At 66.7% G+C, this 22,291-nt stretch carries 17 protein-coding genes and 1 pseudogene; 8 read left to right on the forward strand and 10 right to left on the reverse strand.

The genetic code is table 11. The features are described 5' to 3' along the window. Positions 1–23: 23 nt before the first annotated feature. The 7 genes from AABN02_RS06305 to rimP form a co-directional block, all read right to left on the reverse strand. Positions 24–923 (reverse strand): DMT family transporter, encoded by a 900-nt coding sequence (locus AABN02_RS06305; RefSeq protein WP_338414071.1) that lies wholly within the window; start codon positions 921–923, stop codon positions 24–26. 96 nt (positions 924–1,019) lie between these two features. Further along, positions 1,020–2,843, reverse strand: a complete 1,824-nt coding sequence (gene typA, locus AABN02_RS06310; protein WP_338414072.1) for a translational GTPase TypA — start codon at positions 2,841–2,843, stop codon at positions 1,020–1,022. A 50-nt stretch (positions 2,844–2,893) separates the two neighbouring features. Next, positions 2,894–3,877 (reverse strand): tRNA pseudouridine(55) synthase TruB, encoded by a 984-nt coding sequence (gene truB, locus AABN02_RS06315; protein WP_338414073.1) that lies wholly within the window; start codon positions 3,875–3,877, stop codon positions 2,894–2,896. Next, complete coding sequence (gene rbfA / locus AABN02_RS06320) at positions 3,874–4,290, reverse strand: 30S ribosome-binding factor RbfA (protein ID WP_338414074.1); 417 nt, start codon at positions 4,288–4,290, stop codon at positions 3,874–3,876. The genes truB and rbfA overlap by 4 nt, the downstream gene beginning before the upstream one ends. A 70-nt stretch (positions 4,291–4,360) precedes the next feature. After that, a complete protein-coding gene (infB, locus tag AABN02_RS06325; RefSeq protein ID WP_338414075.1) occupies positions 4,361–7,660 on the reverse strand; it encodes a translation initiation factor IF-2 in 3,300 nt (1,099 codons plus the stop codon). Positions 7,661–7,716: 56 nt separating this feature from the next. Further along, positions 7,717–9,195: a transcription termination factor NusA gene (gene nusA / locus AABN02_RS06330; RefSeq protein ID WP_338414076.1), complete on the reverse strand. Its 1,479-nt coding sequence runs from the start codon at positions 9,193–9,195 to the stop codon at positions 7,717–7,719. Continuing rightward, complete coding sequence (gene rimP, locus AABN02_RS06335; protein WP_338414077.1) at positions 9,192–9,740, reverse strand: ribosome maturation factor RimP; 549 nt, start codon at positions 9,738–9,740, stop codon at positions 9,192–9,194. The genes nusA and rimP overlap by 4 nt, the downstream gene beginning before the upstream one ends. Positions 9,741–10,046: 306 nt before the next feature. Here rimP and AABN02_RS06340 point away from each other — a divergent pair. From AABN02_RS06340 to AABN02_RS06375, 8 genes and pseudogenes are all read left to right on the forward strand, one after another. Then, positions 10,047–10,163 (forward strand): annotated as a pseudogene (locus tag AABN02_RS06340) (enoyl-[acyl-carrier-protein] reductase FabI); the annotation flags it as partial. A gap of 80 nt (positions 10,164–10,243) precedes the next feature. Then, positions 10,244–10,939 (forward strand): response regulator transcription factor, encoded by a 696-nt coding sequence (locus AABN02_RS06345; RefSeq protein ID WP_338414078.1) that lies wholly within the window; start codon positions 10,244–10,246, stop codon positions 10,937–10,939. A 39-nt stretch (positions 10,940–10,978) separates the two neighbouring features. After that, on the forward strand, positions 10,979–12,460 hold the full coding sequence (locus tag AABN02_RS06350; RefSeq protein WP_338414079.1) for a sensor histidine kinase: 1,482 nt from the start codon (positions 10,979–10,981) through the stop codon (positions 12,458–12,460). 139 nt (positions 12,461–12,599) lie between these two features. Beyond that, entirely contained in the window at positions 12,600–13,859 is a 1,260-nt protein-coding gene (locus AABN02_RS06355) for an ABC transporter substrate-binding protein (protein WP_338414080.1), read from the forward strand. 90 nt (positions 13,860–13,949) lie between these two features. Beyond that, positions 13,950–14,837 (forward strand): sugar ABC transporter permease, encoded by an 888-nt coding sequence (locus tag AABN02_RS06360; RefSeq protein ID WP_338414081.1) that lies wholly within the window; start codon positions 13,950–13,952, stop codon positions 14,835–14,837. Between the two features lie 16 nt (positions 14,838–14,853). Continuing rightward, positions 14,854–15,702 carry a carbohydrate ABC transporter permease gene (locus AABN02_RS06365; RefSeq protein ID WP_338414082.1) on the forward strand — a complete coding sequence of 283 codons (849 nt, stop codon included), beginning with the start codon at positions 14,854–14,856 and terminating at the stop codon, positions 15,700–15,702. A 15-nt stretch (positions 15,703–15,717) separates the two neighbouring features. Then, a complete protein-coding gene (ugpC, locus tag AABN02_RS06370; protein WP_338414083.1) occupies positions 15,718–16,788 on the forward strand; it encodes a sn-glycerol-3-phosphate ABC transporter ATP-binding protein UgpC in 1,071 nt (356 codons plus the stop codon). 122 nt (positions 16,789–16,910) lie between these two features. After that, positions 16,911–17,882 carry a glucokinase gene (locus tag AABN02_RS06375; RefSeq protein WP_338414084.1) on the forward strand — a complete coding sequence of 324 codons (972 nt, stop codon included), beginning with the start codon at positions 16,911–16,913 and terminating at the stop codon, positions 17,880–17,882. 87 nt (positions 17,883–17,969) lie between these two features. Here the strand turns inward: AABN02_RS06375 and AABN02_RS06380 are convergent, their stop codons facing one another. From AABN02_RS06380 to ligA, 3 genes are all read right to left on the reverse strand, one after another. Continuing rightward, entirely contained in the window at positions 17,970–19,367 is a 1,398-nt protein-coding gene (locus AABN02_RS06380; protein ID WP_338414085.1) for a hypothetical protein, read from the reverse strand. Further along, positions 19,360–19,887, reverse strand: a complete 528-nt coding sequence (locus tag AABN02_RS06385) for a hypothetical protein (RefSeq protein ID WP_338414086.1) — start codon at positions 19,885–19,887, stop codon at positions 19,360–19,362. Before AABN02_RS06385 ends, AABN02_RS06380 begins: the two co-directional genes overlap by 8 nt. 189 nt (positions 19,888–20,076) lie before the next feature. Continuing rightward, positions 20,077–22,251: an NAD-dependent DNA ligase LigA gene (ligA, locus tag AABN02_RS06390; RefSeq protein WP_338414087.1), complete on the reverse strand. Its 2,175-nt coding sequence runs from the start codon at positions 22,249–22,251 to the stop codon at positions 20,077–20,079. Between the last annotated feature and the right edge of the window lie 40 nt (positions 22,252–22,291).

Genomic DNA, 22,291 nt, shown 5'->3' on the forward strand with positions numbered 1-22,291 from the left:
GGGCAATGCTCCGTTGGAGTGGATCATGCAGCCATCCTAGCCGGCCGGCTCCGCAGTGCGATCAGCTCATTGGCGATCAGGGCACCCAGCACGAGCGCGCCTCCGGTCAGCGCGGTCGGACCCGGCGCCTCGCCCGCGCCGATCCACGCCCAGAGCACACCGAACACGACTTCCAGCAGCCCGAGCAGCGCGATTTCCGGTGCCGGCAGGATGCGCGTCAACCCGACCACCAGCAGGCACGGCAGCGCGAGCTGGAACACGCCCAGCCCGGCCAGCAGCACGAGATCGTGCGCGGAGGCCTGCAGCGGCCAGGCCAGCGGCAGCGTGCACAGCGCCGAGAGCAAGGCGCCGATCAGCACCGCCGGCAGCATGTCCTGCGACTCGCCCGCCACCTCGCCGTGCGAGATGTGCTGCAGCACAGTGAAGTTGATGGCCGCCGCCAGCGGCACGGCCAGCGCCACCGCCATGCCCAGCAGGCTGCGCGCATCGGCGGCCTGCACCTCGTGGCCGAACATCCACGCAATGCCCGCCCCGGCCACCGCGATCGCCACCCAGGTGCGCGCCGGCAGCCGGTGGTGCAGGAACAGCCGCGCGAACAGCGCCGTCACCAGCGGTCCGATCGCCATGGTCACCAGCACATTGGCCACCCGCGTCATCGTCAGCGCCACCATGAAGGCCGTGAACATCACCGCCCAGCAGGCACCCGACACCCAGACCGCCCGCGGCGACCGCAGCAGTCCGCGCCACAGCGCGGGGCCGCGCAGCGCCGACAGCGCCACCGCCAGCCCCACGGCATTGAAGCCGCTGCGCCAGAACGTGACCTCGAAACTCTGGGCCGCCTCCAGATGGCGGCTGACCACGCCGGCCGTGCTCCACAGCAGCGTGACCAGCACCATCAGCGACACCGCACGCAGGTGCGACATGGGATTTCCTTCGTCCATGAAAAAAGCCCCGGCGGAATTCCGGGGCTCGGTCTGCACAACGACTAACGACTAAGCGATCAGTCGGTCAGTCGTCGATCAGGAACGGGCAGCGCGCTTGCGCTCGTGCTCGGCCAGGAAGCGCTTGCGCAGGCGGATCGACTTCGGGGTGATCTCGACCAGCTCGTCGTCCTCGATGAACTCGACGCCGTATTCCAGCGACAGCTCGATCGGGGGCGTGATCTTCGTGGCGTCTTCCTTGCCGGAGACACGGAAGTTCGTGAGCTGCTTGGTGCGCGTGGCGTTCACGACCAGATCGTTGTCGCGGCTGTGGATGCCGACGATCATGCCTTCGTAGACGGGATCGTTCGGCTTCACGAACATGCGGCCACGGTCGTCGAGCTTGCCCAGCGCGTAGGTGAAGATTTCACCGGCGTCCATCGAGATCAGCACGCCGTTCTTGCGGCTGGCGATGTCGCCCTTGTGCGGCTCGTAGCCTTCGAAGATGTTGGCGATCAGGCCCGAACCACGGGTCAGGTTCAGGAACTCGTTCGAGAACCCGATCAGACCTCGCGCCGGAATGCGGTATTCCAGGCGCACGCGGCCACGGCCGTCCGGCACCATGTTGACCAGCTCGCCCTTGCGCTCGCCCATGGCCTGCATCACGCCGCCCTGGTGCTGCTCTTCGACGTCGGCGGTGACCAGCTCGATCGGCTCGCACTTCTCGCCGTTGATTTCCTGGAACACCACGCGCGGCTTCGACACGGCCAGCTCGTAGCCTTCGCGGCGCATGTTTTCCAGCAGGATGGTCAGGTGCAGTTCGCCCCGGCCCATCACTTCGAAGATGCCGTCTTCGTCGGTTTCCTTGACGCGCAGCGCGACGTTGGACTGGAGTTCCTTCTGCAGGCGGTCCCAGATCTGGCGGCTGGTGACGTACTTGCCTTCGCGGCCAGCCAGCGGGCTGGTGTTGACGCAGAAGTTCATCGTCAGCGTCGGCTCGTCGATCTTGAGCATCGGCAGCGGTGCGGGGTTGATCGGGTCGGTGATGGTCACCCCGATGCCGATGCCTTCGATGCCGTTGATCAGCACGATGTCGCCGGGGCCGGCTTCAGTGGTCTGCACACGGTCGAGACCGTGGAAGGTCAGCACCTGGTTGATGCGGCCCTTGATGGTGTTGCCGTCCGGGCCTTCCATCACCAGCACGTCCATGGACGGCTTGATGGTGCCCTGGCTCACGCGGCCCACGCCGATGCGGCCCACGAACGTGGAGTAGTCGAGCGAGGAGATCTGCAGCTGCAGCGGCGCCGTCGGGTCACCCTCGTTGGCCGGCACGTGCTTGAGCACCGTGTTGAACAGGGCCGACATGTCGGGGCCCCACTGCTCGCCCGGTGCGCCTTCTTCCAGCGAGGCCCAGCCGTTGATGCCCGAGGCATAGACGACGGGGAAGTCGAGCTGCTCGTCGGTGGCGCCGAGCTTGTCGAACAGGTCGAACGCGGCGTTGATGACGGCGTCCGGCTTCGCGCCCGGCTTGTCGACCTTGTTCACCACGACGATCGGCTTCAGACCCAGCGCAAGCGCCTTCTTGGTCACGAAGCGCGTCTGCGGCATCGGGCCTTCCTGGGCGTCGATCAGCAGCACCACGCCGTCGACCATCGACAGCGCGCGCTCGACCTCACCGCCGAAGTCGGCGTGGCCCGGGGTGTCGACGATGTTGATGTGCGTGCCTTCCCAGCTCACGGCGCAGTTCTTGGCCAGGATGGTGATGCCGCGTTCTTTTTCGATCGCGTTGTTGTCCATCACGCAGTCGACGACCTTTTCATGGTCGGCGAAGGTGCCGCTCTGGCGCAGGAGTTGGTCCACCAGGGTGGTCTTGCCATGGTCGACGTGGGCGATGATGGCGATGTTGCGGATTTGCTTGGTCATGGGGTTGTACGCCAGGGGGCTGGCCGTTCGGATCGTTCAGGTTTGAGGATTCAGGACGGCTGCAGGGCCTGGACTTCAAGAGGGCTCAGGAGCCGATCGGCGATCAACTCGCCAGCCGTGATGTGGGCGCTGCCCAGCAGGGCGCGACCGTCGGGACCGTAGACACGCACGCGCTCGGCATCGGCTTGACCCGTGCGGCGGCGCATGCCCGAGAGGAAACGACCGGCGTCTTCAGGGCTCAGATGCACCGCCGGCCAGTCCGACAGCAGCACATCGACGGGCAGCACCCGTGCATCGCGCTCGGCCTCGCTCATCGCCGTGAGGGCGTCGAGCGTGACCGAGCCGCGCAGATCGACCGGACCGCTGGCGATGCGCCGCAGTCCGGCTAGGTGGGCGCCACAGCCGAGCGCTTCACCGATGTCCTCGGCCAGCGTGCGGATGTAGGTGCCCTTGGTGCACAGCACATCGATCACCAGCGTTTCCGGCCGGTCAGCCTGCCACGCGATGAAGTCAATGCGGTGAATCGTGACTTGCCGCGGCTGGCGCTCGATGGTGATCCCGGCACGGGCGTACTCGTAGAGCGCCTTGCCGTTGTGCTTGAGCGCCGACTGCATCGGCGGCAGTTGCGAGATCAGACCCGTGAAACGCGCGCAGGCCAGGTCGATCAACGCGCGGTCCACCTGCACCGGGCGCTCCTCGATCACCTCGCCTTCGCGGTCGCCGCCGACGGTACGCTGACCGAGGTGTAGCGTTGCCCGGTAGCCCTTGTCGGCCTCCAGGCTCACCTGCGAGAACTTGGTGGCCGCACCGAAGCAGATCGGCAGCAGGCCGGTTGCCAGCGGGTCGAGCGTGCCGGTGTGCCCCGCCTTCTCGGCGCGGAACAGGCGCTTGACCTTCTGCAGGGCGTCGTTGCTCGACAGGCCGATGGGCTTGTCGAGCAGCAGCACGCCATGCACCGCGCGGCGCTGGATGCGCACGCGTGGAGGCATCGGGGCCGCCACTTCAGCAGCCACCGGGGTCACGTCGGCACTCATTGGCTGGCGTCGTCTTTCGGTTCGCCATCCACCGCAGCGTCCACCGGAGCGTCGTCGGGAACGCGCTGCGAATTGGCCAGGGTGATCAGCGCGCTCAGTTCCGCCGCACGTTCGGTGGTGCGGTCGAAATGGAAGTGCAGCGTCGGCACGGTGTGGATCTGCAGCCGCTTGAACAGGCCGTTGCGCAGGAAACCAGCCGCCTCGTTGAGCGCCACTTCGGTCTCGCTGACTTCGCCGGTCAGCACCGAGAAACGGATGCGGGCATGCGCATAGTCCGGCGTGATGTCCACGGCGCTGATCGTGACCATGCCGATGCGCGGATCCTTGAGGTCGCGGATCAGCTCGGCCACATCGCGCTGGATCTGGTCGGCCACCCGGAAGCTGCGGTTGGGAATGGAACGCTTGTGTCGCATGGAAGAAGTCACACGGAAAAACAACGAGGCCCCGACACATCGTCGGGGCCCGGAACGCAGGAGCGAAGCCTTACAGCGTACGCGCCACTTCCTTGATCTCGAAGAACTCCAGCTGGTCGCCTTCAGCGATGTCGGTGTAGTTCTTGAGCTTGATACCGCACTCGAAGCCTTCCTTGACTTCCTTCACATCGTCCTTCAGGCGGCGGATCGAATCGACTTCGCCGGTGTAGATGACGATGTTCTGACGCAGCAGGCGGAACTTGCAATTGCGACGCACCAGACCGGAGGTGACCATCGAACCTGCAATGGTACCGATCTTGGTGGCCACAAACACCGTGCGGATTTCGGCGGAACCGATGGCCTCTTCGCGCTGCTCCGGAGCCAGCATTCCCGACATGGCCGCCTTGATCTCGTCGACCGCGTCGTAAATGATGTTGTAGTAGCGCAGATCCACCCCGTTGTTGTCGGCGAGCTTGCGCGCGCCGGCATCTGCCCGGGTGTTGAAGCCGATGATGACGGCCTTCGAGGCGATCGCCAGATTGACGTCCGACTCGCTGATGCCGCCCACCGCCGCGTGCACGATCTGGACCTTGACCTCGTCGGTCGACAGCTTGAGCAGCGAGGTGGCCAGTGCCTCCTGCGAACCCTGCACGTCGGCCTTGATGATCAGCGGCAGCATCTGCGCTGCGCCCTGGCCCATGCCGTCGAAGAGGTTTTCGAGCTTGGCGGCCTGACGCTTGTTCAGGTTCACTTCGCGGTACTTGCCCTGGCGGAAGGTGGCGATTTCGCGGGCACGCCGCTCATCGATCAGCACCATGAACTCGTCACCTGCACGCGGCACTTCGGTCAGACCCTGGATTTCCACCGGGATCGACGGACCAGCTTCCTGGCACGCCTTGCCGTTCTCGTCGAGCATGGCACGCACGCGGCCATAGCTCTGACCCGCCAGCACGGCGTCACCGCGCTTGAGCGTGCCGGACTGGATCAGCACCGTCGCGACCGGGCCGCGGCCCTTGTCCAGACGGGCTTCGATCACGAGGCCCTTGGCGAGTGCGGCGACCGGTGCGCGCAGTTCCAGCACTTCCGCCTGCAGCAGCACCTGCTCCAGCAGGGCGTCGATGCCCTGGCCGGTCTTGGCCGATACCAGACAGAACGGCGCTTCACCGCCGAACTCTTCCGGAATCACGCCCTCGGCGACCAGTTCGCTCTTGACGCGCTCGAGGTTCGAATCGGGCTTGTCGATCTTGTTGATCGCGACCACGATCGGCACACCCGCCGCCTTGGCGTGGTGGATGGCTTCCTTGGTCTGCGGCATCACGCCGTCGTCCGCCGCCACCACCAGGATGACGATGTCCGTCGCCTTGGCACCGCGGGCACGCATGGCCGTGAAGGCTTCGTGGCCCGGGGTGTCGAGGAAGGTGATCACGCCACGCTCGGTCTCGACGTGGTAGGCGCCGATGTGCTGCGTGATGCCACCGGCTTCGCCCATGGCGACACGGGTGGTGCGGATGTAGTCGAGCAGCGAGGTCTTGCCGTGGTCGACGTGACCCATGACGGTGACCACCGGGGGACGCGGCAGGGATTCGCCCGCCTCGGCTGCGTTTTCCTCTTCGAGGAAGGCATCCGGATCGTCCAGCTTGGCAGCGAAGGCCTTGTGGCCCATTTCCTCGACGAGGATCATGGCCGTTTCCTGGTCCAGCTGCTGGTTGATGGTGACCATCTGACCCAGCTTCATCAATTGCTTGATGACCTCGGAAGCCTTGACCGACATCTTGTGCGCCAGATCGGCCACCGAGATGGTTTCGGGCACATGGACTTCGTGGATCTGGACTTCGACCTGCGGTGCAAAACGTTCGTTGCTGTTGTCATGGCGTTCGCCACGGCGACCACCCGAACGACCTGCGGGACCACGCCAAGCGGTGCCACCACCCGGACGCGGCGGATCAGTGCGCCCGCCCTTGGCGGCAGCGCGCTTCTTGGCAGCGTCATCGGCCCAGCTCGACGAGAGCTTCTCGGACTTGACGGCCTTCTTGTCACCCGGCTTTTCGCCCGGCTTGGCAGCGGTCGTCGTGCCCGGCGCGCCGGGGGTACCGGGCTTCGGACGGTGGATGGTGCCCTTGATGCCATCCTTGCCGGCAGCGGCGGCCGCAGCGGGTGCGACAGCGGCCGGCTTCGGCTCTTCGGGCTTCTTGGCGACCAGCACCTTGCTCTTGCGCGACATCATGTCGCGAATGGCAGCGGCCTCGGCCTCGGCGGCCTTGCGGCGGCGGTCCTGTTCGACCTGGCGCTGGGCATCACCGGCAACGACATCCGCGGCCTTGACGACCCGTGCACCGGCTCCAGGCAGGGACGGCGCCTGGACACCACGCACCGGCGTCACGGCAACGGGTGCCGGCGTCGGGGCGACACCACGCGGCGGCACCGGCATCGGCACGCCCGGGGCGCGGGCAGCAGCCTGCGGCGCAGTCTTTTCGACCGCCACCACCGGTGCGGCGACCGGCGCAGCTTCCGCCACGACCAGCGCCGGAGCCTCCACGGCGACGGGCGCCGGCTCTGCCACAGCAGCGACCGGAGCGGCGACCGCAGGCGCAGCAGCACCGCGACGGGCACCAGCCGGACCATTGCCACGGCGGCGCGCATCGGCCGCTGCGTTCAGCGCAGCGACTTCAGCCGCTGCACGGGCTTGCGCCTCGGCACGGGTGCGGGCATGGGTCTCGCGGGCTTGCGCATCCTTGGCCGCTTGGGCCTGAGCGGCCAGATCGGCGTCGCTCACCACGACAGCGGCCTGCGCACGGGCAGCGGCTTCACGCTCTGCGGCCTCGCGGGCTGCGGCTTCGGCGGCAGCGACACGGGCGGCTTCGGCAGCAGCCTCGGCCGCCGCACGTTCCGCGGCTTCCTGGCGGGCACGGGCTTCGTTCGCCTGGCGCTCGGCCTCGGCAGCAGCCTCGGCCTGGCGACGTTGCGCCTCGGCGTCGATCTCGACGCCGGCAGCTTCACCTGCGGGAGACTCGACTTCTTCCAACTCACCAGCGGCCAGCGCATCCGACGCCGCAGCACCCGAGACGAAGTCATCACGCTTGACGAAGGTGCGCTTCTTGCGTACTTCCACCTGGATCGTGCGGGCCTTGCCCGAGGCATCAGCCTGCTTGATCTCGCTGGTGGACTTCTTGGTCAGCGTGATCTTCTTGCGATCTCCGCCAACCGTGCCGTGCGAGGTGCGAAGGTAGGCCAGCAGGCGTTCCTTGTCTGCCTCGGTCAAGGGATCCAGATCGGACCCCTTGCTCACGCCGGCGTGTTGAAGTTGCTCGAGCACAGTCGATACCGAACTTTTGAGTTCGGCAGCGAACTGGGCAACGGTGGTCACAGCCATGTGTTTGTTTCCTTGGGACGTGCGTCGTGTGCGGTCGGGTCGGACAGAGTGAGCGTTCAGGCGGTGAACCAGTGTTCACGGGCCTTCATGATCAGGGCCTTGGCCGCCGCTTCGTCGATGCCCGTCATTTCCGTCAGCTCATCCACGGCGAGATCGGCCAGATCATCGCGGGTGTGGACACCGCCTTCGGACAGCTTGGCGATCAGTTCGGGGGTCACCCCCTCCACATCGCGCAAGTCCTGGGTGACTTCCTCGACGCGCTCTTCCTTGGCGATTTCCATCGTCAACAGCACGTTCTTGGCGCGGGTCCGCAATTCCTGCACCGTCTCTTCGTCAAAGGATTCAATTTCCAGCATCTCCTGAATCGGCACATAGGCCACTTCTTCGAGACTGGTGAAGCCTTCGGCGATCAGGATGTCGGCAACCTCTTCATCCACGTCGAGCCTGTCGACGAAGAGCTTGCGGATGCCGTCGCTCTCCTGAGCCTGCTTGGCCACCGATTCCTCGGCGGTCATGATATTGATGCGCCAGCCGGTCAGCTCGGAGGCGAGCCGCACGTTCTGGCCGCCGCGGCCGATGGCGATGGCGAGGTTCTCCTCGTCCACCACCACGTCCATGGCGTGTTTCTCTTCGTCCACCACGATGGACTGGACGTTCGCCGGCGCCAGCGCGCCGATGACGAACTGCGCCGGATCTTCCGACCACAGCACGATGTCCACCCGCTCGCCGGCGAGTTCGTTGGTCACGCCGTTGACCCGCGAGCCGCGCACACCGACACAGGTGCCGATGGGATCGACGCGCTTGTCGTAGGAGACGACCGCGATCTTGGCGCGCGAACCCGGGTCACGGGCGCAGCTCTTGATCTCCAGCAGACCTTGTTCGATCTCGGGCACTTCCTGGCGGAACAGCTCGATCATGAAGGACGGTGCCGAGCGCGACAGCACGATCTGCGGGCCACGCAGCGTCGGGTCGATCTCGATCATCATGGCCCGCACGCGGTCGCCGCTGCGCAGGTTTTCCTTCGGGATCAGCTCGCTGCGCTTCAGGCGCCCTTCGACACGGCCGCTCTCGATGATGAGATCGCCCTTGTCGAGACGCTTGACCGTGCCGGTGAAGATCTTGTCGCCACGCGACAGGAAATCGTTCAGCAGCTGCTCGCGCTCGGCGTCACGGATCTTCTGCAGGATGACCTGCTTGGCCGCCTGCGCACCGATCCGGCCGATGGGCACGGACTCGACCGCCTCTTCGAGGTAGTCGCCCACGTCGATGTCGTCGATCTGTTCCTTGGCCTCGAAGTGCAGGATTTCGGCTTCGGCCTGCTGCAGACCCGCTTCGTCCGGCACGACGTGCCAGCGACGGAAAGTCTCGTAGGCACCCGATTCGCGATCGATCGCGACACGGATATCGACTTCGCCTTCATAGAGTTTCTTGGTGGCCGATGCCAGTGCCAACTCGACGGCACCAAACACGACTTCACGATCCACGTTTTTCTCACGCGAGATCGCTTCCACCAGCATCAACAGTTCGCGGTTCATTCTTCGTGACCTCCGGATTCCTGTGTCGCCCCGCCCGCCGCCGTGTCTCGCCGGCTGCGCCCCTTGAAATCCACCACCGGCACCAGCCGGGCATCACGGACCTCATCGAGCACAAACCCCAGCACGTGACTTTCCTTGCCTTCATGGAAAACCAGCTCGAGACCTGCAGCAGGGTCGTCGCCCACCACGCGCAACACGCCGCGGTATTTCTTGCGTCCCTGGAAAACCACCTTGAGCGTCAGATCGATCTCCGACCCTGCAAACCGCACAAAGGCGTCCAGCCGCCTGAGCGGCCGGTCCAGACCCGGGGAAGACACTTCGAGCCGCTCGTAATCGCAACCCTCCACTTCCAGCACGCGCTGGAGCTGGCGGGTCACCTGCTCGCAATCTTCCACGGTAACGAATTCGCCCGGCCCGGTCGGATAGACGACGTCGGGCATTCGGTCGATATAGACGCACAGCAACCCCCGAAGGCCACGCTCGCAATCCACGAGGTCGTAGCCCAATCCGGTCACGGTGCGTTCGACAGCCTGCTGCCAGTTCATCAATGCAGTACAAACGGCAGCCTCTTAGCCACGCAACAACAATGAACACGACTTTCGTCATGCGTCATGCTGTCACGCCAGCCGGCTGCCGCGCTCCTTCCGGTGCCTTGCGGCGGTTCAAGCAAAAAAAATGGGCTGGATTCCTCCGCCCATTCAGCGTTTTAGCGAAAACGTGATGATACCCGACCCGGGCCTCGCGGGCAACCACTGCCCACCGGCCCCGCTGGTGCGTGCGAGAATCCGTTGTTTCGAACACTGATCACCAGCGCACCCACTTCGACATTAGATGCACACCTCGAAGAGTCCATGGGTTTTCTCGCAGGCAAGCGCCTTTTGATCACCAGCCTGTTGTCGAATCGCTCGAACGCGTATGGCATCGCGAAGGCGTGCCACCAAGAAGGCGCCGAACTTGCTCTCAGCTACGCTGACGGCGGCTATAACCACGTCATGGTCGGCTCGGGCGGTACCTGAGTCACCCTGAGTCACCTTCACCGAGATCCGACATGCGCGCCCTGCTCGCCGAAGACGACGCCATCCTCGCTGACGCGCTGGGTGCCAACCTGCGTGCGGCGGGCTTTGACGTCGAGGTGGCCGACAACGGCGCCGTGGCGGAGTACCTGCTGACGCGGCAGGCCTTCGACGTCGGCATCATCGACATCGGCCTGCCGCTGATCGACGGGCTGACGGTGGTGCAGCGGGTGCGGGCCGCCAAGCCCGCCATGCCGCTGCTCATCCTCACGGCGCTGGACGGCCTGCACAACCGCGTCGCCGGCCTGAACGCCGGAGCGGACGACTACCTGACCAAGCCCTTCGACTTCCCCGAACTCGAAGCGCGCATCCGTGCCGTGCTGCGCCGCAGCCAGCCCCCACCGCCAGCGGGTGCACCCGCCGAGCCCGTCGACGCGCTGATGGTCGGCCAGCTCCAGTTCGACCGCGATGCCCGCCGGGTGACCATCGCCGGCCAGCCGGTGGACCTGTCACCGCGGGAATGGCTGCTGCTGGATCTGCTGCTGAGCCAGCGCCGCAAGGTCATCACCAAGGAGCAGATCGCGCAGGCCTGGTCCACCGATGTCTCCGAAAGTGGTGGCCCCAGTTCGCTGGAGGTCTACATCCACCGCCTGCGCCGCAAGCTCGAAGGCTCCGGCGTGGGCATCCGCACCGTGCGCGGGCTGGGTTACCTGCTCGAAACACAGGACTGAACGCCAGCGGTGCTTGCATCGCGGCGACACTGCGCTGCCATGCTGAACCTGCTCCAACCCCTGCTCAACCGGCTGCCGGTGGTCTCGCCCGGCGGCCGCTCGCTGCGCCGGCACCTGCTGGCCTGGCTGCTGCTGCCGCAGCTCGTGCTGTGGCTGGCGGCCGCCGCCGTGACCTACAACGTCGCCGTGCGCTACGCCGACCGGGCCAATGACCACGGGCTCTACCTGTCCTCGCGCGCACTGGCCCGGCAGGTCAAGCCGATCGACAGCGGACTGTTCGTCGACTTCCCCCGCGCGGCCAAGGACATCATTGAGGCCGACCCGGACGACCGCATCTACTACATGGTCAGCAGCCCGCCCGGCGAGTTCATCCTGGGCAACCACAAGCTGCCACCACCCCGCGACGCCGACACGCTGCGACCCGATCGCCCCACCTTCTACGACGGCCAGGTCGAGACACCGGAAGGCACGGTGCAGGTGCGGGTCGCGGCCATCCTGCTGGACTATGGCGATCCGAGCCAGCAGCGCCAGATGATGGTGCAGGTGGCCAAGAGCCGGGTCAGCCGCGAGGCGCTGGCCCGCGATATCCTCATCGATACCGTGCTGCCCCTGTCGCTGCTGATGCTGGCCATGTCCGGGCTGGTGTGGGCCGGCGTGCGCACGGGCCTCGCGCCGCTGGCACGTCTGCGCGAGGCGGTCAGCGGGCGCGGGCCGAACGATCTGGCGCCGATCGAGCTGGAGTCGGCGCCCGAGGAGGTGCGCGACCTCGCGGCCGCGGTCAACACGCTGCTGGCGGCCGTGCACGCCTCGGTGGTGGAGCAGCGGCGCTTCATCAGCGATGCCGCCCACCAGTTGCGCACGCCGCTGGCTGGGCTGAAGAGCCAGTCCGAACTCGCGCTGAAGGAAACCACCGACCCCGCCCTGCGCGCCCGGCTGGAGATGGTGCGCGAGAGCGCCACCCGCAGCGCCCACCTCGTCACCCAGCTGCTCACGCTGGCCCGGGCCGAGCCGGAGTCGCTGGCCACGCTCGGCCGCAGCCGCTTCGACCTGCGCCGGCTGGTGCAGGACCTCACGGCCGAACTGGTCCCGCGCGCCCTGAACGACGGCATCGACCTCGGGCTGGACGATGCCGGCCAGGACGACGACCGCCCCGAACCCGCCCTGACGATCGAAGGCAATGCGTTGTTAATCCGTGAAGCTATTGTTAATGTGATCGACAACGCCATCCGCTACGCCGGACGGGGCAGCGAGATCACCGTGCGGGTCCGGGAAGAGCCCGCCGCCGGCAGCGACCAGCCCCGCACGGCCGTGATCGAGGTCGACGACACCGGCCCCGGCCTGCCTCCGCAGCTGCACGCGCAGGTCTTCGACCGCTTCTTCCGCGGCACGAACGAGGGGCGTGGCTGCGGACTGGGACTGGCCATCGTGAAGGAGATCGTCGAGCGGCACCGTGGCCGGGTCAGCGTGGCATCTCGGCAGCCGAAGGGGCTGCGGGTGGACATCCGACTGCCGGCCGCCTAGGTCGGAAAAGCGGACCCGTGTCCACCGTGTCCATTCAGGGATTTCACCTACTGTTAATTTTTTAAACTGTTATTAATCTTCAGCCTCGTTCACACCCTCACCCATGATTGATTCCGGAGTGCATATGAAAAAGTTGGAGATGACCCGCCGCCCCGCCCACGCCCGCACGCTGCTGGCGGTCGTGGCTGGCCTGACCGTTGCTGGCCTGTCGCAGGCGGGTGAGGTCGAAGTGCTGCACTGGTGGACCTCGGGTGGCGAAGCCAAGGCAGCGTCCGCGCTGAAGGCCACGCTGCAGGCCAAGGGCCACACGTGGAAGGACTTCGCGGTCGCTGGCGGTGGTGGTGATTCGGCCATGACGGTGCTGAAGTCGCGCGTCGTGTCGGGCAATGCCCCGGCCGCGGCCCAGATCAAGGGCCCGTCGCTGCAAGAGTGGGCTGCCGAAGGCGTGCTGGCCAACATCGACGACGTGGCCAAGGCCGAGAAGTGGGACAGCCTGCTGCCCCCGGTGGTCGCCAACGTCATGAAGTACAAGGGCAACTACATCGCCGCACCGGTCAACGTGCACCGCGTGAACTGGCTGTGGGCCAACCCGGAAGCGTTCAAGAAGGCCGGTGCCAAGGTCCCGACCAACTGGGACGAGTTCTTCGTCGCCGCCGAAGCCCTGAAGAAGGCCGGCATCATCCCCATCGCCCACGGCGGCCAGAACTGGCAGGACTTCACCACCTTCGAAAGCGTCGCGCTGGGTGTCGGTGGTGCCGAGTTCTACAAGAAGGCCTTCGTGCAGCTCGACCCGGCCACGCTGAAGAGCGCGACCATGGAAAAGGTGCTGACGACCTTCAAGAAGGTCCACAGCTACACCGACAAGAACGCCCCGGGCCGTGACTGGAACCTGGCGACCGCGATGGTCATCAAGGGCGAAGCCGGCATGCAGCTGATGGGTGACTGGGCCAAGGGCGAGTTCATCGCCGCCGGCAAGGTGCCGGGCAAGGACTTCGTCTGCGCCGCCGCTCCGGGCACCGCCAAGGCCTTCACCTTCAACGTGGACTCCTTCGCCATGTTCAAGCTGAAGAACGACAACAACGTGAAGGCCCAGAAGGATCTGGCCGCCGCGATCATGTCGACCGACTTCCAGGAAGTGTTCAACCTGAACAAGGGCTCGATCCCGGTTCGCCTGAACATGGACCTGGCCAAGTTCGACGACTGCGCCAAGCTGTCGTCCAAGGACTTCGTCGAGACCGCCAAGACCGGCGCGCTGGTGCCGTCCGTCGCCCACGGCATGGCGGTTCCTTCGGCTGCCGCTGGCGCGATCCAGGACGCGGTCAGCCAGTACTGGAACAGCGACAAGATGACCGCCGCTGACGCCATGGCCAAGATCGCCACGGCCGCCCAGACCAAGTAAGCCGGATCGGCCGTCACTTGTGGCGGCCTCCCTCTGAACCACCGGCCCTGACAAGCCGGTGGTTTCGTTTGCACCTGCGGGACACACGACATGGCCTCCCCTAGCGCCGCTGCGCGTCTGGACCACTGGCTGCCCCGGATCGTTCTGGCGCCCAGTTTCCTCCTCTCCTTCCTCTTCATCTACGGCTTGATCGCCTGGAACGGCTACCTGTCGGTATCCGCCTCGCGCCTGCTGCCGAACTACGAATTTGTCGGACTGCACCAGTACACGCTGCTGTTCGAATCCGAGCGCTGGATGGTCGCGCTCAAGAACCTGGGCATCTTCTCGACGCTGTTCATCGGTTTCTCGATGGCGGTCGGCCTGCTGCTGGCGATCCTGCTGGACCAGAAGATCCGCGCCGAAGGCGTGCTGCGCACCGTCTACCTCTACCCGATGGCCCTGAGCTTCATCGTCACGGGTACCGCATGGAAGTGGATCCTGAACCCCGGCCTGGGCATCGAGCACCTGATGCACGGCTGGGGCTTCCCGAATTTCAGCTTCGACTGGCTCGTCAACCCGGATTACGCGATCTACACCGTCGTCATAGCCGGCGTATGGCAGAGCGCGGGCTTCGTGATGGCGCTGTTCCTGGCCGGCCTGCGCGGCATCGACGACTCCATCATCAAGGCCGCCCAGATCGACGGCGCCTCGCTGCCGCGCATCTACTGGCGCATCGTCATCCCGAGCATGCGGCCGGTGTTCTTCAGCACGCTGATGGTGCTGGCACACATCGCCATCAAGAGCTTCGACCTGGTGATGGCGCTGACCGCCGGTGGCCCGGGTTTCGCGACCGACGTGCCGGCGACCTTCATGTACACGATGGCCTTCACCCGCGGACAGATCGGCCTGGGCGCCGCCTCGGCGACCGTGATGCTGGCGACGGTGGCCGCGATCGTCGTGCCGTATCTCTACAGCGAGCTGCGCTCGCGTGACCGCTGAGTCGGGGGACAACACCATGAAACATCTGCACCGACTGATTCTGTGGTCCCTGCTGGGGCTGTTCGCGGTCTTCTTCCTGCTGCCGTTGTACGTGATGCTGGCCACCTCGCTGAAGGACATGGCCGAGATCCGCAACGGCAACCTGCTGTCGCTGCCCGCCGGCCTGAACTTCGCCGCCTGGGGCAAGGCCTGGTCCACCGCCTGCACCGGCACCGACTGCGGCGGCCTGCAGCCCTACTTCTGGAACTCGATGACGATGATCATCCCGGCGGTAGCAATCTCGACCACGCTCGGGGCGCTCAACGGCTACGTGCTGACGAAGTGGCGCTTCAAGGGCAGCGAGCTGCTGTTCTCCTTCATGCTGTTCGGCGTGTTCATGCCGCTGCAGGTGGTGCTGCTGCCGATGTCGCAGGTGCTGGGCTGGATCGGCCTGTCCGACTCGGTGTGGAGCCTCGTCTGCGTCCACGTGCTGATGGGCCTGGCGTCCACCACGCTGTTCTTCCGCAACTACTACCTGAGCCTGCCGGACGAGCTGATCAAGGCGGCGATGCTGGACGGCGCGGGCTTCTTCCGCATCTTCTGGCGCATCGTGCTGCCGCTGTCGGCGCCGATCCTGGTCGTCACGCTGATCTGGCAGTTCACCAACATCTGGAACGACTTCCTGTTCGGGGTCGTCTTCTCCGGCGCGGACTCCAAGCCGATCACGGTGGGCCTGAACAACCTGGCCAACACCTCCAGCTCGGTCAAGGAATACAACGTCGACATGGCCGCCGCGATGATCGCCGCGCTGCCGACGCTGTTTGTTTATGTCGTCGCGGGCAAGTATTTCGTGCGTGGCCTGACCGCCGGCGCCGTCAAGGGTTAAGAGGACTTATTCATCATGGGCGCACTTTCCATCCGCAACGTCCGCAAGAGCTACGGCGAGACGAACATCCTCAAGGGCATCGACCTCGAGATCGACAAGGGCGAGTTCCTGATCCTGGTCGGGCCGTCCGGCTGCGGCAAGTCGACGCTGCTGTCGATGATCGCCGGCCTCGACTCCCCCACCTCCGGCACCATCCACATCGGTGACCGCGACGTCACCCACGAGCTGCCGAAGAACCGCGACATCGCCATGGTGTTCCAGAGCTACGCGCTCTACCCGAACATGAACGTGGCCGAGAACATCGCCTTCGGTCTGGAGATGCGCAAGGTGCCCAAGCCCGAGCGCGAGAAGGCCGTGGCCCGCGTGGCCAAGATGCTGCAGATCGAGCACCTGCTGCACCGCAAGCCGGGCGCGCTCTCCGGTGGTCAGCGCCAGCGTGTGGCGATGGGCCGGGCGCTGGCCCGCGATCCGCTGCTGTTCCTGTTCGACGAGCCGCTGTCCAACCTCGACGCCAAGCTGCGCGTCGAGATGCGCGCCGAGATCAAGCTGCTGCACCAGCGCACCAAGACGACCACCGTCTACGTGACCCACGACCAGGTCGAAGCCATGACGCTGGGCGACCGCATCGCGGTGATGAAGGACGGCGTGGTGCTGCAGTTCGGCTCGCCGGACGACATCTACGCCCGCCCGGCCACGGTGTTCGTCGCCGAGTTCATCGGCTCGCCGGCCATGAACATGGTGCAGGTGCAGGGCAGCGCGCAAGGGGTGGTCGCCAATGGCGTGACGCTGCCGGTCAGCGCGGCGCAGCGGGCCGCCGTCAAGCCGGGCCAGAAGCTGATCTACGGCCTGCGCCCCGAGGCACTGAACTTCGCGGACAGCAGCGCGACCGGCGTGGCCGGCGAGATCACGATGCTGGAGCCGACGGGTCCGGAAACCTACGTCAGCGTCAAGACGGCGGCGGGGATGCTGGTCGTGCGCGCACCGGGCAAGGTGCTGCACCAGGTCGGCGACAAGGTGAACCTCAGCTGGGGCACGCACGACGTGCACCTGTTCGACGCCGAGAGCCAGAAGCGCCTCGCCGACTGACGGATTGAAGTAGGCGAGAAACCGACGGCGCGCTACGATGCGCGCCGTCGGCGCTTGTGGGTCCAGCCGCTCCGCCTGGGCCCCGATCTCCATGGAACGTCCCTCTTCGCCCTCTGCCTGCCATGACCACACGCTCGCCCTTCCCCCGTCTCGTGGCCGACGTCGGCGGCACCAACGCCCGCTTCGGCTGGATCGCCGAGGAAGGCGCGGCCATCGACGCCGTGCGCACCCTGCCCTGCGCCGACCACGCCACGCTCGCCGATGCGGTACGCGCCTACCTGGCCGGACTCGGCCGGAGCCAGCCGGGCTCCATGGGCATGGGCATCGCCAACCCGATCACCGGGGACGAGGTGCGCATGACCAACCACCACTGGCAGTTCTCGATCTCGGGCCTGCAGGCGGAACTCGGGTTGCAGCGGCTGGTGGTGATCAACGATTTCACGGCGCTGGCGCTCTCGCTGCCCTCGCTCCAGCCGCACGAGTTGCGGCAGGTGGGCGGCGGCGCAGCCCGGGCGCAGGCCCCGATGGCGCTGATCGGAGCGGGAACCGGGCTGGGCGTGTCCGGACTGCTGCCTGCGGGCGCGCAATGGGTGGCGCTGGCGGGCGAAGGCGGTCACGTCACGCTGCCAGCGACCAATGAACGCGAAGCCGCGCTGATCGCCCTGCTGGCCCAGCGCTACGGCCACGCTTCGTCGGAGCGGGCGCTGAGCGGCGCCGGGCTGGTGGCGCTGTACGACGCGGTGTGCACGCTCGATGGCGCGGTGCCGGAAGCACTCAGCCCGGCCGACGTCACCGCACGCGCGCTGGCGGCCAGCTGCACCCGCTGCGCCGAGGCGGTGGCGCACTTCTGCGCGCTGCTGGGCAGCGTGGCCGGCAATCTGGCGCTGACGCTGGGCGCGCTGGGCGGGGTCTACATCGGCGGCGGCATCGTGCCGCGGCTGGGAGAGGCCTTCGACCGCTCGGACTTCCGCCAGCGCTTCGAGGCCAAGGGCCGCTTCCAGGCCTATCTGGCGCAGATGCCGGTGTTCGTGATCGACGCCAGTGTGTCGCCGGCGCTGCTGGGCGTGGCGCGGGCGCTGGACCAGGAACTCTGAGCGCACGGCACCACGCCGGCAGCCCGAACCTTCGGCCCATGAAAAAAGCCGCATCACTGCGGCTTCTTGGGGTCCGATCGGGTCGGATCAGAGCGCGAAGTTCGGCAATCCGGTGGTGTCGTAAGCGGCAACCGGGCTGTAAGGTGTCACTTCCGGCTTGGCCCAGGTGCCATCGGCATTCTTCTTCAGCACCACCTTGACCGGGAAGGTCAGCTTGGTCTGCTGCTGGAAGTCGGCAATGGCGGCGTAGTTGAAGGTGTGCGAATACACCTCACCCTCCTTGGCCGTCGCGATCTGCAGCGTTACGAAGGTCCGCTCGGGGATCTGGGCGCGCACCTTCGTGATCGCCACCCAGTAGGAGCCTTCCAGCAGCTTGCCGGCATCGCACGAGGCGTAGTAGTGCTCCGGTCCGGTGTCGGTGGCCGAGGTGCCCTTGCCGTCCTTGTCGAGAAAGCCTGCGTAGCCCTGCTTCGAGATTTCGCCGCCGCCGCCCTTGCCCGGATCGCCTGTCGCCGAGAAGTGGACCCACTGGACGTAGTTGTCACCCGTGACCGGCGGAGTCGGCTCGATGACATGCAGGTCGAAGTCATTGACCAGTGCCTTGCCGTCCGAACCTGTGCCATAAGCGCCAGTCGCCGGCACCGTCCACGACAACGTCGCCGTGAAGAACCCTTGATTGCTGGCGGGCGTCGGAATGGTCAAGGCCGCCATGTTGGTCGTGAGCGCCGTCTTGACCGCGTCCGCTGGCAGCGCCGCCAGTTCATGGCGGGCCACCGACGAGTCGGTCACACCCAGCTTGGCAAACGCCTTGTTCGCGAACAGCGCACCCTGCGAGGAGGCAACGGACACCATCAGCAGCTTCTGGCGCTCGGTGTAGAGCGCCTGGGCACGGGCCATCTGGCGCGCCGCCAGCGTGGTGTTGCTGCTGTCCAGCTCGGTCTGCAGGGCCGTCTTTGCCGCCGTCGCCAGGCTGGTGACCGTGGACGGGAAAGCCGAGGTGATCGCGAGGAAGCGGGAGTCACCGGCCTTGGCCGCCAGCACCGACCAGCTGTCGATGTTGCCTGCCGCCATGTCCCAGAAGTATTCCCAGTTCTGGGTCAGCGCGCCGTCCAGCAGCTTGCGGTATTCCGCCGCCACCGACTGGAAGCGCGACTCGGACGCGCCGCTGGCGGTGCCGGCGGTGCTGTAGAAGGTTTCGTAGCGGACCGGCTCGGCCTTGCCGGAGGCGGTCGTCGCGGTCTCGGGGGCACCAGAGTACTTGCCATGGCGCGCGATGCGCAGCGCGGCACGCTGGGCGTCGGCATCCTCGGGCATCGAGAAGGTGCCGTTGTAGTACGCGACGACGTAGCCGCCATCGGGTTCGCAGATCGTCGAGGCCGCCTGCGCGACGCCCAGCGTGCTGGCAGCCACCAAGCCCAGGGCAGCGCCCGTCAGCGGGCGGACGAGGGAACGGATATGGGTATCGGTAATGCGGCGATCAAACACAGCCGTCTCCTTCAGGTGCACGGGCCACCGTGTCATTGACCAGCTCGACATACGAGAGATAGGCCTTGACGCGGGCATCGGTGTTGACCGTCACGCGGCGCAGATCAGCCACGGCCTTGTAGCCGGCTTCGATCGAAGGGGCCTTCTGCATGATGCATTCCACCGCATCGCTGGACGCGAGTCGTGCAGCACGCACGGCAGCGTCATCCGTCAGCGGCACGGTCAGCACGCTCTGGTAGGCCTTGGCCAGCTGGGCGGCCGCTTTCGGCAGATTCCCGGCGTAGCCCTGGGTGCCGATCCATGCCGTGACGTCGTCGCGCACACCATCGCCATTGGCATCGGTACCAGCGAGCGCCGTGGAGCGGTCCAGCGACAGCAAGGCACCGCTGGTCTGCAGCTTGGTCATCACCGTCGCGGTCGGCTCAGCCACCGGAGCCGCTGCACCGCCACCACCACCACCGCACCCTGTCAGCACACCCAGGGCCACCAGCCCCAGGAGTCGAGTTGTCTTGTTCAGCATCGATTCCACGCAATATAGGTTTAGATCTTGTCGCGTCGAACAGTCTCACCAGATGAGCCAGCCATGGGGTCCACGGTGGGCTTGTCCAGCGGGTCCTGCTGCCCGACGAAACACATTCTCGAACCGGCGTAGAACCGAACACACCCTCTATTCAGGTGGTCGGGAATTGAACATTTCCACTATTGCCAATTACGCATCAACTGGCGGGATGTCCTGCGCAGCGGACCCCCCGATCAGGGCCAGCAGTCCCGCCTCGTCCAGGATCGACAGGCCCAGCGCCTGCGCCTTTTCCAACTTGGAACCCGCTTCCGAACCCGCGACCACGTAGTGCGTCTTCTTCGAGACCGAGCCGCTGACCTTGCCCCCGGCGGCCTCGATCAGGTCCTTGGCCGCATCGCGCCCGAGGGTGGGCAGCGTGCCGGTCAGGACCAGTGTCAGACCAGCCAGCGGCTGCGGACCCGCGTCGGGCACCCCGTCGTGCTCGTCCCAGGTCAGACCGCAGGCGCGCAGCTGCTCGACCACCTCGCGGTTGTGCGGCTGGTCGAAGAAGGTGCGCAGGCTCTGCGCCACCACCGGGCCCACGTCGGCCACCTCGGTGAGCTGCTCGACCGTGGCGTCCATCAGCCGGTCGACATTGCCAAAGTGGCGCGCCAGTGCCTTCGCGGTGGCCTCGCCGACGTGCCGGATACCGAGCGCGTACAGGAAGCGCCCCAGCGTCGTGTGCCGGCTCTTCTCCAGCGCATCGACCAGGTTCTGCGCGCTGCGCTCGCCCATGCGGTCCAGCGCCGCGAGCTTGGCGACACCGAGCCTGTACAGCTCCGGCAAGGTCCGCACGATGCCCGCATCCACGAGCTGCTCGACCACCTTGTCGCCCAGCCCCTCGACGTCCATCGCGCGCCGGCCGGCGTAGTGCAGGATCGCCTGCTTGCGCTGCGCCGGGCAGAACAGGCCGCCGGTGCAGCGCCAGTCGGCCTCGCCCTCCTCGCGCACGATGTCGCTGCCACAGACGGGGCAATGGCCGCCCAGGCGCTTGTACAGATCAAACGGCTCGCCCGCGTCCACCGGCCGGCGCTCCAGCACCACGCCGACCACCTCGGGAATCACGTCGCCCGCGCGCCGCACGATGACGGTGTCGCCGGTGCGCACGTCCTTGCGGCGCGTCTCGTCCTCGTTGTGCAGCGTGGCGTTGCTCACCGTGGTGCCGCCGACGAAGACCGGTTCCAGCTTGGCCACCGGCGTGAGCTTGCCGGTGCGGCCGACCTGGATGTCGATCTCGCGCACGGTGGTCATCTGCTCCTGCGCCGGGTACTTGTGCGCGACGGCCCAGCGCGGCTCGCGGCTGACAAACCCGAGCCGCCGCTGCAGGGCCAGGTCGTCCACCTTGTAGACCACGCCGTCGATGTCGAAGGGCAGCTGGTCGCGCTGACCGCCAATGCGCTGGTGGAAGGCCGACAGACCGTCCGCGCCCTCCACCACCGCCCGCTCGGTACACACCGGCAGCCCGAAGGCATCCAGCGCGTCCAGCACGCCGCTGTGCGTGGCCGGCAGCGCCCAGCCCTGCACCTCGCCCAGTCCGTAGGCAAAGAAGCTCAGCGGACGCTCGGCCGCCAGCGCCGGGTCGTGCTGGCGGACCGCACCGGCGGCGGCGTTGCGCGGGTTGACGAAGGTCTTCTCGCCCTTGTCGCCGCGCGCGATGCGCTCGCGCTGGCGTTCGTTGAGGCGGTCGAAGTCGTCACGGCGCATGTAGACCTCGCCGCGCACCTCCAGCACCGCCGGCAGGCCACCCGGGCCGTCGCGCAGGCGCAGCGGAATCTGGCCGATCGTGCGGATGTTCTGGGTGACGTCCTCGCCGCTTTCGCCGTCGCCCCGGGTGGCGGCCTGCACCAGCACGCCGTCCACATAGCGCAGGTTGATCGCCAGCCCGTCGAACTTCAGCTCGCAGGCATAGCGCAGCGCGGGTGCGTCCTCGCCCAGCGCCAGTTCGCGCCGCACACGGGCATCGAAGGTGCTGGCGCCGGTCGCCTCGGTGTCAGTCTCGGTGCGGATCGAGAGCATCGGCACCACGTGGCGCACGGAAGCGAACCCGTCGAGCACCCGCCCGAGCACCCGCTGCGTCGGGGAATCCGCGGTGCGCAAGTCCGGGTGTGCGGCCTCGATCGCCTGGAGTTCTTGAAACAGGCGGTCGTACTCGGCGTCGGGGATGTCCGGCGCGTCGAGCACGTAGTAGCGGTGGGCGTGGTGGTGCAGTTGCCGGCGCAGCTCGGCGGCCTGCTCGGCCGGCGAGGCCTGGACTGCCTGCTGGGACTGCGAATCGGGGCCGGAGGAGAGGTCCGGCGGCGACGAGAAGAGATCGGTTTGCGACATGCGCGCCAGTGTAGGCGCGCCTGTGCAACCGGTGAATCAG

Source organism: uncultured Sphaerotilus sp., assembly GCF_963924895.1.
Lineage (GTDB): Bacteria > Pseudomonadota > Gammaproteobacteria > Burkholderiales > Burkholderiaceae_C > Sphaerotilus.

Bases quoted from the DNA above. Each gene is read 5' to 3' on its own strand.
- rimP (WP_338414077.1), bottom strand. From the start codon at position 9,740: ATGAACTGGCAGCAGGCTGTCGAACGCACCGTGACCGGATTGGGCTAC.
- nusA (WP_338414076.1), bottom strand. From the start codon at position 9,195: ATGAACCGCGAACTGTTGATGCTGGTGGAAGCGATCTCGCGTGAGAAA.
- AABN02_RS06345 (WP_338414078.1), top strand. From the start codon at position 10,244: ATGCGCGCCCTGCTCGCCGAAGACGACGCCATCCTCGCTGACGCGCTG.
- ligA (WP_338414087.1), bottom strand. From the start codon at position 22,251: ATGTCGCAAACCGATCTCTTCTCGTCGCCGCCGGACCTCTCCTCCGGC.
- AABN02_RS06355 (WP_338414080.1), top strand. From the start codon at position 12,600: ATGACCCGCCGCCCCGCCCACGCCCGCACGCTGCTGGCGGTCGTGGCT.
- infB (WP_338414075.1), bottom strand. From the start codon at position 7,660: ATGGCTGTGACCACCGTTGCCCAGTTCGCTGCCGAACTCAAAAGTTCG.
- typA (WP_338414072.1), bottom strand. From the start codon at position 2,843: ATGACCAAGCAAATCCGCAACATCGCCATCATCGCCCACGTCGACCAT.
- rbfA (WP_338414074.1), bottom strand. From the start codon at position 4,290: ATGCGACACAAGCGTTCCATTCCCAACCGCAGCTTCCGGGTGGCCGAC.
- AABN02_RS06385 (WP_338414086.1), bottom strand. From the start codon at position 19,887: ATGCTGAACAAGACAACTCGACTCCTGGGGCTGGTGGCCCTGGGTGTG.
- AABN02_RS06360 (WP_338414081.1), top strand. From the start codon at position 13,950: ATGGCCTCCCCTAGCGCCGCTGCGCGTCTGGACCACTGGCTGCCCCGG.
- ugpC (WP_338414083.1), top strand. From the start codon at position 15,718: ATGGGCGCACTTTCCATCCGCAACGTCCGCAAGAGCTACGGCGAGACG.
- truB (WP_338414073.1), bottom strand. From the start codon at position 3,877: ATGAGTGCCGACGTGACCCCGGTGGCTGCTGAAGTGGCGGCCCCGATG.
- AABN02_RS06375 (WP_338414084.1), top strand. From the start codon at position 16,911: ATGACCACACGCTCGCCCTTCCCCCGTCTCGTGGCCGACGTCGGCGGC.
- AABN02_RS06305 (WP_338414071.1), bottom strand. From the start codon at position 923: ATGTCGCACCTGCGTGCGGTGTCGCTGATGGTGCTGGTCACGCTGCTG.
- AABN02_RS06350 (WP_338414079.1), top strand. From the start codon at position 10,979: ATGCTGAACCTGCTCCAACCCCTGCTCAACCGGCTGCCGGTGGTCTCG.
- AABN02_RS06365 (WP_338414082.1), top strand. From the start codon at position 14,854: ATGAAACATCTGCACCGACTGATTCTGTGGTCCCTGCTGGGGCTGTTC.